The 10695-nt window shown below is 43.4% G+C and carries 7 protein-coding genes and 1 pseudogene; 6 read left to right on the top strand and 2 right to left on the bottom strand.

The window, feature by feature from the left end:
* Positions 1-464 (bottom strand): annotated as a pseudogene (locus tag AC3A14_RS22550) (hypothetical protein); the annotation flags it as partial.
* A 220-nt stretch (positions 465-684) separates the two neighbouring features.
* Between AC3A14_RS22550 and AC3A14_RS22555 the strand changes: the two are divergent.
* The 6 genes from AC3A14_RS22555 (at position 685) to AC3A14_RS22580 (ending at position 10027) form a co-directional block, all read left to right on the top strand.
* Positions 685-2079, top strand: coding sequence for an NCS2 family permease (locus AC3A14_RS22555; protein ID WP_318698995.1), 1395 nt, complete (start codon positions 685-687; stop codon positions 2077-2079).
* A 223-nt stretch (positions 2080-2302) separates the two neighbouring features.
* Positions 2303-2692: a DUF1823 family protein gene (locus AC3A14_RS22560; protein WP_318698994.1), complete on the top strand. Its 390-nt coding sequence runs from the start codon at positions 2303-2305 to the stop codon at positions 2690-2692.
* A gap of 275 nt (positions 2693-2967) precedes the next feature.
* Positions 2968-6141, top strand: a complete 3174-nt coding sequence (locus AC3A14_RS22565) for a PAS domain-containing sensor histidine kinase (protein WP_318731633.1) — start codon at positions 2968-2970, stop codon at positions 6139-6141.
* Positions 6142-6156: 15 nt separating this feature from the next.
* Positions 6157-6612: a response regulator gene (locus AC3A14_RS22570; RefSeq protein WP_318731634.1), complete on the top strand. Its 456-nt coding sequence runs from the start codon at positions 6157-6159 to the stop codon at positions 6610-6612.
* A gap of 78 nt (positions 6613-6690) precedes the next feature.
* Positions 6691-8679 (top strand): diguanylate cyclase, encoded by a 1989-nt coding sequence (locus tag AC3A14_RS22575; RefSeq protein WP_318731635.1) that lies wholly within the window; start codon positions 6691-6693, stop codon positions 8677-8679.
* A gap of 220 nt (positions 8680-8899) precedes the next feature.
* Positions 8900-10027, top strand: a complete 1128-nt coding sequence (locus AC3A14_RS22580) for a hybrid sensor histidine kinase/response regulator (RefSeq protein ID WP_318731636.1) — start codon at positions 8900-8902, stop codon at positions 10025-10027.
* On the opposite strand, the gene patD is transcribed toward AC3A14_RS22580, so the two are convergent.
* The gene (patD, locus tag AC3A14_RS22585; protein WP_318731637.1) at positions 10010-10372 is read right to left on the bottom strand and encodes a heterocyst frequency control protein PatD; all 363 of its coding nucleotides are present in this window, start codon (positions 10370-10372) and stop codon (positions 10010-10012) included. The two genes, AC3A14_RS22580 and patD, sit on opposite strands and share 18 nt — an antisense overlap.
* Positions 10373-10695: the final 323 nt, after the last annotated feature.

Genomic DNA, 10695 nt, shown 5'->3' on the forward strand with positions numbered 1-10695 from the left:
GGTGGTGCAGAATGCAGTGGAGGGGGCGGGGGGGCAAACGATCCCCCCCGTATCCGTACCCCTGTACTATTGCTATTGGAAGAATTTGGGGCAACTGAAGGTCTAGGCTGAGAACGAGGCGTTGAGGTTGGAGATTTCTGTAGAGACGGTGTAGAACTTGATGAACTGCCAGAGCGGTTAGTAGAACTGCTCGAACTACCTGAAGACCGAGGGCGTGAAGAACCCCCACTAGCGCTAGAACCACTAGAACGAGAGCGATTACCACCCGATCGCGATCGCCCCCCAGAGCTAGAACCAAACGATCCGCCCCGCGATCTCCCCCCGCTCTTTTTCGCCACTGCTTCCATACCGATCTCAAACTCTGTATTCAGCAATGACTCGGATACCGAAAGGGGAACCCCTTGAATCATCAACCACAAGGCGATCGTCGTGACCCAAAACCTTAAATTAGCATTAAGACGCATCTTAAGCCTATCCTCTGAAGCCCATTACCTCCAGTGTGCCTTTTCCATTCTCCAACTGTCCAATTAAACTCTCAAAAGGCACTCTAGCAATAGGCAAAAAGGGAAACGGAGCTTTACCCTTTCCTTCAACTGTCCATAAACGCATTTTTGTATTCACGGTTGCTCCCTGAGAGCAGCAGACAGTGGTATTGTGTGGTGACACGGCTTAATTTTAACGGTTATGAGTGCAGACCAAGAACAATCTCAGTCTAATTCCTCATCTTTATTAGAAAGGATGGGTGCATTCTTCCAATGGGAGAGTTTGAATACAAATTGGCAGACGGAAGTTTTAGCCGGAGCGACGACGTTTATTACCATGGCTTATATTTTGGTCGTCAATCCCGATATTTTGTCGAACGCCATTTTTTTACAAGAGAGTCGAGATTTATTTGGAGAATTGGTCATTGCTACGGCCTTTTCAGCAGCGATCGCCTCTTTAATCATGGGATGTTATGCAAAATACCCCTTTGCCCTCGCTCCAGGCATGGGATTGAACGCCTATTTTGCCTTCTCCATTGTCCTCAGACTTGGCATTGATTGGCGAGTTGCCTTAACCGCAGTTTTTCTCGAAGGGCTGATTTTTATCGGCTTAACCCTCTCCAATATTCGCGCTCAGATGGTAACGGCTATTCCTGCTTGTATTAAGCAATCTACCGCTGCTGGAATTGGCTTATTTATTACATATGTTGGACTCAAAAATGGTGGGTTAATCGTAGGCGATCAAATCACCATAACCACTTTAGGAGAATTAAATAATCCCGTCACCTTAATGGCCATTTTCGGAATCCTGATTACCTCGGCATTTATGGTGCGACGGATTCGGGGCGCATTGCTATTAGGAATCTTCGCTACGGCCATTTTAGCCTGGATTTTGGGTGTCGCCCCCTTACCAAGCGGTATTCTTGCCTTTCCTCAATGGCCGAGTGATTTATTCGGTCAAGCCTTTGTCGGATTGGTAAATCTGAATCAAATCCCCTTTTGGGAACTATTAGCCATTCTATTTGTTCTCCTATTTGTTGATTTATTTGATACCGTAGGCACCCTAGCCGGGATTGGCATGAAAGCCGGTTTAATTAATGACCGAGGGGAACTTCCTCGAGCCAGTCAAGCATTTATGGCTGATGCCGTTGGCACAACCATGGGCGCAATTTTAGGGACATCAACCGTAACCACTTACATCGAATCAGCTTCGGGGATTTCCGAGGGGGGGCGATCGGGATTTACGTCCGTGGTTTGTGCCCTATTGTTTGCACTCTCTATCTTCTTTATTCCCCTGATTTCCGGCATTCCTCCCTTTGCCACTGCACCTGCGTTGGTCATTATTGGCGTGTTGATGATGGGCAGTGTACGCTCTATCCATTGGGACGATCCAGCCGAATCTATCCCTTCATTTCTGACATTAGTTTTTATACCTCTAAGTTTCTCAATCGCCGAAGGTTTGGCGATCGGATTTATCACCTATCCGTTGCTCAAATCCTTTCAAGGTAAAATGCACGAAGTCGCTCCCGCGGTATGGGCGATCGCAGCCATCTTTACTCTACGGTTTGTATTAATGGCGCTACAGATTGGAGGGTAATGCTTGGATGTCGAGTCTTTTTAAAAAAATCAATCAATTGTAGGAATTCCCCAGATATAGAAGACTGGGGGATACATAGCACAATTGATCCATTAATCCATCCGATCTAAAATAGAGTAATCCTCCATTGAGGTCGGCAACAACTGAAATGCTGGCGATGGCTTCCCTGCGATCGCCATAATCAGTTTTTAACCTAAGTTTCGATTAGCTCAAAAGTCAAAGCATGTCTGATTTACTCCCACTTACCGATGAAACCATTTGGGCAATTGTGGATGAAACCCTAGAAAATAGCCTAGAAGATCAAAGAGTTAATGAATTAGTATGGTATCATTTAGGCTATCGCTATAATTCAGATAACCAAACTTGGGATATCAGCCAAGCGATCGACGATTGGGGTGAAGTTTATCCGGAACCTCCTGATTTTATAGATTCTCGTCCAGCAACCCTAAAGCTAACTCGCTCTATTCCTCCAGAAAATAAACAACTGCTCAAGCAGGAATTAGGATTTAAAGGATATAAAATTGGTGAATTTGGTCCGCGACAAACTCGACGAGCAACTATGGCAAATTGGTTACTGAGTTATCGTAAACTTCAGCCACCTATCCAATCTTAACATCGATTGAAACCTTGTTTCTTGATAGAATGACTGGACTATTTTAATACGCTTCTTTATTCCTATGGATTGAGGTACAAGTTGCCGACTACAGTCCGTTAGAGTTAAGCCTAATTTTTGATTCATACGATAGATCAAGAAAACGAGAGACTTGTTACTCAAAATAGGAGCAATTAGTGATGAATAGTTCAGCTTTTCCCAGATCCTCTAGTTTAGCACTCTGTAATCGGTTCAACGATTTCTGTTCCTCTCACGTCTGGGGTGATTTTAAGTTTGTGGAAACTAAACTACAAGAACTCCTTCAAGAAAACCAGAGACTAAAGTATTTACTCAACCAAACAGAAGAACGCTACACCCTAGCAATTTCTAGCAGTCAAGTCGGAGTATGGGATTGGAACTTACAGACAAATGAAATATATATTTCGCCCAACTTAAAAGGAGTTTTGGGGTATCAAAATGAAGAAATTCCCAATTATATCGATCCTTGGATGGATTTGATTCATCCTGACGATCGAGAGATGACAAGGAAGTCAGTTCAAGAACATTTAGATGGCTCAACCCCTCTTTATGAAGTTGAACATCGGATCGTCCATAAAGATGGAAGTATTCGCTGGCTGTTGACACGAGGAATTGCGTTTCGAGATAGTGAAGGCAAGCCTTATCGCATGGCAGGTACAGATACGGATATCACGTCTCAAAAACAGAGTTCTAATTTAATCAACAGATTGCTAGATCGCCTATTAATGGTGATTAAGACGGTGGGAGAAGGTATTACTCTGAGTGATGATAAGGGACATTTCACGATTTTTAATCCTAAAATGGAAACTCTGACCGGATATTCTCAAGAAGAGGCGAATAAAGCGAATAACTTTTTAAACTTGTTATATCCGAACCCAGCAGATTTAACGCAAGTGACCGCTCAGATGAATCAGGTGCGCGATCATGGAAAAATAGAAGATGTAGAAACGGTCATTTGCACGAAAAATGGAGAACAGAAAACACTGTTGGTTTCTACCTCTATGATTTGGGAAGAAGAACGATATTGGTATTTGAGTGTTTATCGAGATATTACCGATCGCAAGCACACAGAAGAAGAATTACGCCACAATAAACGCTTTATTGAACAACTGACTGATGCTTCTCCTGAAGTACTCTACTTGTATGATTTGCAAACGGAGAAAAATATTTATGTTAATCGCTCTCTAGAAAGTGTGCTGGGTTATTCTCCCAAAGAGATTCAGTCCCAAGGATCGATATTTTTTGAGCAAAATTATCATTCGGATGAATTGGAACATATTGAAACGATAAAACAGGAGTGGTTAAGTTTAGCCGATGGGGAAGTACAGGAAGTTGAGTATCGGATGCGCCATCGGAATGGGTCTTGGGTGTGGCTGCGATCGCGTAATATGATCTTTAAGCGAAATGCACAAGGAGTTCCGATTGAAATTTTAGGCACAGCGATTGATATTACTACCCACAAATTGATTGAATTACAACTCTGGGAAAGTGAGGCACGACTGCATACGATTATTAATAGCGCTTCTGATGGCTTGCTGATTGTGGATCTTCAAGGTGTGATTCAGTTTGTTAATCCCGCAGCAGAAAAATTGTTTAATCGTCCCCTGTCTAGTTTAGTCGATCACGATTTTGGTCAACCCCTAACCGTGGCCAGTGTAACAGAAATTGATTTAATTCAAGGGAAACAGGTGATGGGTGTTGGAGAAATGAGTGTTTCTCAAACCTATTGGTTGGGCGAACCCGTTTATGTTATTAGTATTCGCGATATTACAGAGCGCAGACAGGCAGAGGAGGCACTCAGAGAAAGTGAAGAACGGTTTCGTCAATTAGCCGGCAATATTCAGGATGTATTTTGGTTGGCTTCTACCCATCCCTATCAGATTGAATATATGAGTCCTGCGTATGAACAGGTTTGGGAGCGATCGCTCTCAAAAGTCTATGAGCCTAATTTTTCTTGGTTAGAGAGTATCGATCCCCAAGATCGCGATCGCGTTCAAGAAACCTGGGATCGGCAGATTCAGGGCGAACATACCTTTTGTGAATATCGAATTCTTTGTCCCAATGGGAAAACCCGATGGATTTGGGATCGAGCCTTTCCCATTGAAGATCAGTGGGGAAATATTGAGCGCATCGCTGGAATTGCAGAAGATATTACCGATCGCAAACAAGCGGAAGAAGAATTAAAATATCGCCTCAAATTGGAAACTGCCTTATCTGAAGTTTCTAAATGGCTCACTCGCCATGACACCCTCGATTTTGACGATCTGTTGGGAATTCTAGCCCAAGCAATGGGGGCTAACCGCGTCTATTTAATTCGCTTCAATTCAGAAGAAACTCAGTTGAGTTTAACCGATGAATGGTGTAATGCTCAGAGTATACCATTTCGCGATCTGCTTCAAGACCTGGATGTAGCTCCTTTTGTCTGGTGGTTTGAGACTCTGCGCCAACAGGATATGTTGATATTTAATTCCCTTGATGATCTGCCAGCGATCGCGAAGTTAGAGAAAGCCTATTTAGAATCGTTGCAGATTGGTTCCCTCTTAGCTGTTCCCATTTGGACAGCATCTGGAAAACTTTGGGGACAGATTACATGTGAGTCTCATTGTCAGAACCCTAAACAATGGTCGGTCAAAGATAGTCGGATTTTACAGGTGGTAGGGGAAATGCTCTATACCCATACTGCCCGTCAGCAAGCCCAACTCGAGCAACAAGAGTCAATTTCTCAACAAATCCGCCAACAACAAGAATTAGCCCGCTCTAACGCCGAATTACAGCAATTTGCTTATGTTGCTTCCCATGATTTGCAGGAACCCCTGCGAGGAGTTGTGAGCTTTAGTCAACTATTGAAGGAAGATTATGGCGATCTTCTCGATGATGAAGGGCAAAGCTATCTTCACTGTATCCTCAGTGAAGGACAACGAATGCAAAGCTTAATCCGCGATTTATTAGCCTTTTCACGGGTGGGAACTCGCGCTCAAGAGAGGCTTCCCACCGATCTTCACGAGGTATTAGAACAGGTATGGATTAACTTAAAAGTCGCGATCGAGGAAAGTGGTGCAACCATTACCCACGATCCCTTACCCACCATCCACGCCGATCGCTCCCAGATGGTGCAACTGTGGCAAAATTTATGCAGTAACGCCATCAAGTTTCGCAGCGATCGCCCCCTGAAGATTCACCTTGGCGCTCAACGTCAAGATTGCCATTGGCTATTTTGGGTGCAAGATAACGGTATTGGTATTGATCCTCATTATGCCGAGCGCATCTTTGTCCTTTTCCAAAGGCTCCATTCCCAAAGCACTTTTCCAGGCACAGGCATTGGGTTAGCGATCTGCGATAAGATTATTCAACGCCATGGGGGAAAGATTTGGGTTGAGTCTCACCTGAACCAGGGAGCGACATTTTATTTTACAATTGGCGATCGCACCTGATGATAATTTTGTACTTTGAATTACAGTTCTGAACCCGTTCATATTTTGTTGATCGAAGACTCTCCGAGTCAAGCAGCCTTAACAGTGCGGGCATTTCGGGAAGGCTCGATGACGTATCAGATCCATGTGGTAGAAACTGGGGAACAGGCGATCGCCTTTTTATATCAGCAGGAACCCTATCAGCAAAGTCCGCGCCCCCAGATCATACTATTAGACTTCAAGTTACCGACTAAAACGGGTTTAGAAGTCTTAGCGGAGATTAAAGCCGATCTATGTCTGAGGGTAATTCCTGTGATCGTGTTAAGCAACTCAGAGAATGAAGCCGATATTCTGTCGAGTTACGAAAATTATGCCAATTGTTATCTGAGTAAACCCTCCTCTTTTTATCAGTTCCAAGACTTGATTCGCCGAGTAGAAGAATTTTGGTTAACTTCTGTTAAACTCCCCCCCATACCCGGTACAATATTCTAACCTGAAAAGCAAATCCCAATCCTGCGAATCATAAGATTGAGGCTGCGGTAATTGAAACATCAAGGCAGATAAAAAGGGATGTCATGTATAATTGTTTATCAATTAGCCTTTTGTGTTGAAGATAGTCAAGGATTAAGCCTGGTGAATCAAGTTATCCTAAATGTACTATTGATTGAAGATAATCCTACTGATGTTCGTCTGATTGAAACTTTACTCAGAAGGACACAAGGATGCGATTACCAAATTGATCGTGTGGAAATCATGGCTGAAGCTATAGAATGGGTCTTGAAAAAATCTTATGCAGTAATTTTATTAGATTTGTCGTTGCCAGATATCAGAGGTTTAGAGACTTGTCAAGTTATGTATCAACAAGCGCCTCATATTCCCATTATCGTGCTGACCGGCTTAGAGGATGAAATCACCGCCATATCAGCACTCAAAGTAGGGGCACAGGATTATATTTTTAAGAACGAGTTACGTCCCAATATGCTGGCTCGTGCCATTCATTATGCAATCAAGCGAAAAGAAACCCTAGAAAAATTACGGCAAAGTGAAGCTCGCTACCGAGGCATTATTGAAGATCAAACAGAATTTATTTGTCGATTTCTAGCCGATGGAACCATTACGTTTATTAACCGAGCCTTTAGTTTATTTTGCCATCAATCCCCAGACTCCTTAATCGGTCAGTGTGCTTCCTATAAATTGTTTACCCAAGACTGGCATCAACTTCAGACACAACTGAGCCAAATCACCCCCAAAAGTCCTACCATTACCTTGGAATTACCCATCCTTGGTCATAACCCCCATCTGATTTGGCAATCTTGGACGATTCGAGGAATTTTTACGTCCCAGAACACTTTAGCTGAATATCAAGCAGTAGGTCGAGATATTACCAACACCAAACAAGCAGAATTGATTTTAAGAAAACAAGCCCAACAGGAAAAAATTCTTAGTATTATCACCCAAAAAATTCGTCAATCCCTTAATTTAGAGGAGATCTTAAAAACTACAGTTCAGGAAGTGCAGCAACTCCTGCAAGCCGATCGAGTGTTAATCTATGGTTTACACCCAGAACCGCAGTTAAGTGTTTTGGTAGAGTCAGTTGCTCCTGATTGTACTTCAATTTTAGGAGAAAGCATTGAGGAAGTTAACCTCGAAGAAATCCTCGATTGGGGTTCAGAATCAGAGTTAAAACTAGGGGTGATTGAAGAGGTTTTATCCCCAGCTCGCTCTGCATTTCAAGAAAAGTTACATCAATGGCAGGTTAAATCCCAATTGGTGATTCAAATTAAGTGTTTTGAGTTACTCACCTCCGATCGAGATGTGGGGATAAAATCACCAGAAGAATTACGGCAAAAAACACCCGAATCTCTTTGGGGGCTTTTAGCCTTACAGGATTGTCGATCGCCACGTACTTGGCCAGAAGATCAACTAGCATTACTGAGAAAAATCACCCATCAGGTAGCGATCGCCATCCGTCAAGGGCAACTGTATCAACAATTAGCTCAAACCAATCGGGTACTCCAACAAATGGCTACCCTAGACGGCTTAACGGGTATTGCCAATCGACGAGGCTTCGATCAATACTTAGCAGTGGAATGGCGCAGACTTGCCCGTGAAGGCACTCCCCTCTCCGTTATCCTATGCGATGTCGATTATTTCAAACTCTATAATGATACCTATGGCCATCAAGCTGGAGATGATTGCTTACGAAAAGTTGCCCAGGCGATCGCCTCATCAGCCCAACGTCCAGCCGATTTAGTCGCTCGCTATGGTGGGGAAGAATTTGTGGTGCTTCTCCCTAACACTCCCTTAGATGGCGCTCTAGAAGTCGCTGACAAAATTCAGGAAGAGATTCAGGATCGAGAAATTGAGCATCTCGCTTCCCCGATCCGATCGAACTTAACGTTATCTCTAGGAGTCGCGTGCCAAACTCCTCGATTAGACATGGAACCCTATCAGCTACTAATCAATGCCGATGAAGCTCTCTATCAATCTAAAGCTCAGGGGCGCAATACCATTCAGACCCATGGATTAAGCTTGGATAATCACTCAAAATTAGTGTAGACTTTCATCAATTTTCATCAATTCAGGTATGATTCTCTTGAAGGTGCATCTAGACCATAGACTTCTTGCAGAAGTCAGGCAAAAGGGAATAAGCACTCTAGCAATAGTCATCAGACATGTGATTACTAGATGGCTATACTCATCCTCTGACCTTAAATCTTAAGATGCAAAATCTGAGATGATGACAGATGTTACCTCTAAGCACTATATCCAATCTCTGATGTCTTCGTTGATTCTGATTGTTGAAGAAGATCCTCCCTTCGCGAAAGAATTGAGTTTATCGATCGATCCGCCTTTAGCGGGGGCGATTGTCTCACATCAGTATGTCACTCAAACTGTCCGTGAGATCGCAGAAATCACCACAGAGCAACCCCATCTGATCGTTGTCGATGTCAACAGCAGCAACTTGAAACCTCTCACTGAGGCGATCGCTTATCGACAGAAGTGCCAAACTTACCCTCCAGCGATTTTAGCCATCAGTGAGTGTCACCAACCCGATTTTATTAGCCAAATTTTGGAGCTGGGGGCTGATGATTATTTACCCAAACCCCTTCATCCTCAACTGCTCAACAAACGAATTACCAGCTTACTGGGCATCTCTCATCCCCAAGATCGTTGCTTCATCGACCCTTATCTTAATCAAGCTTTAAATCATCTACAAGCCCTCAATGAGCTAAAATCTCGGATTATTACCACCATCTCCCATGAATATCGTACCCCCCTCACCACTATCGGTTTATCCATCGGGATGCTAGAGCGATATCGAGATAAGTGGGATCGGGAAAAACAAAATAAGCATTTTGACCGGATTCATAAAGCCATTAACCATATGACTAGCCTCTTAGAGGATATCCTGTTTATCAAGGATGCGGATTTTGGCTTACTGGAATTTAACCCCACGCTGGTGGATGTAATTCCCCTGTTTGAAGAAGCGATTGCCCGGATGCAAACGATCGCCGGTTCCCAATATTCCCTGGAATTTCTCCCCCAAGACTCTGTCACCTCATGGATGCTCGATAGCAGCTTACTTGAGCAAATCCTCGTTCACTTACTCTCCAATGCCATTAAGTATTCTCCCCAGGGAGGAACCGTATCTGTTCGCGTGCGTTGTCTGAACAACACTATGGAATTTCAGATTCAAGATCGAGGAATTGGCATTCCTGAATCTGAGCAACAGCATCTGTTTGATTCCTTTCATCGAGGCAGCAATATTGGCAATATTGGTGGAACAGGCTTAGGACTTTCCATTGTCAAAAAAAGTGTGGATTTACACAACGGAACCATTCACATTAACAGCCAAGTAAACCAAGGAACCACCTTCACCATTACCTTACCCACCAGACCCTAAAATCATCTCGCAATAGTGAATGAGATTCCGGATATAATTACTAATCCTATTTTTTCTCTGCTGTTTCGCCAATTCCTGGCGACTCATTTGGTAAAATGTAGTCTCAGTTACCAATAATTTCATTTGTTTATGCATCTCCGTGTGAATCGACTGCCAAGCCATCTCAGTGGGGGAATCGGGTTCATCCCCAAACCGGGGTGCAATCTGTTGCGCAAAAAAATCTTCAGCCTCCTGGCAAGCTGGAATTAATCCGTCTAGATTAGTCTTGCTTGTAGCCAGCATTAAGACTTTCCTTAAGCGTTCGAGAAAGTGCTGGTAAATCTGCTTGTGTTGTTGCCATAACATAGAGGTATTTCATCCCCTCGCTTTTTTTAAAGGTGTAAAGTTATAGTAATAGTATTAAATAACAGAGCATCAGAGATAACCTGAAATCAGGATCTGCATCTTTGTTATCTCCACCACCAACTATTTTTCCATTGCGATTATCCTAATCTCGTAATCTTGAGTCCCTTCGATGATTCCGAGATTAGATTAGCTATTATCATTCCCAAAACATCCACCCGCTATGAAAACCATCACTGAACCCAACTCCCTCGATCTTACCCTTCCCCACTGGTTAACTGCTTGTTTAAACCCAGAGCAAGTCCTCGCTGAATCGATTCCTCCCC

Source organism: Roseofilum sp. (assembly GCF_982964205.1).

Coding starts and splice junctions, on each gene's coding strand:
- AC3A14_RS22575 (WP_318731635.1), top strand. CDS start 6,691: ATGTCATGTATAATTGTTTATCAATTAGCCTTTTGTGTTGAAGATAGT.
- AC3A14_RS22580 (WP_318731636.1), top strand. CDS start 8,900: ATGTCTTCGTTGATTCTGATTGTTGAAGAAGATCCTCCCTTCGCGAAA.
- AC3A14_RS22560 (WP_318698994.1), top strand. CDS start 2,303: ATGTCTGATTTACTCCCACTTACCGATGAAACCATTTGGGCAATTGTG.
- patD (WP_318731637.1), bottom strand. CDS start 10,372: ATGTTATGGCAACAACACAAGCAGATTTACCAGCACTTTCTCGAACGC.
- AC3A14_RS22555 (WP_318698995.1), top strand. CDS start 685: ATGAGTGCAGACCAAGAACAATCTCAGTCTAATTCCTCATCTTTATTA.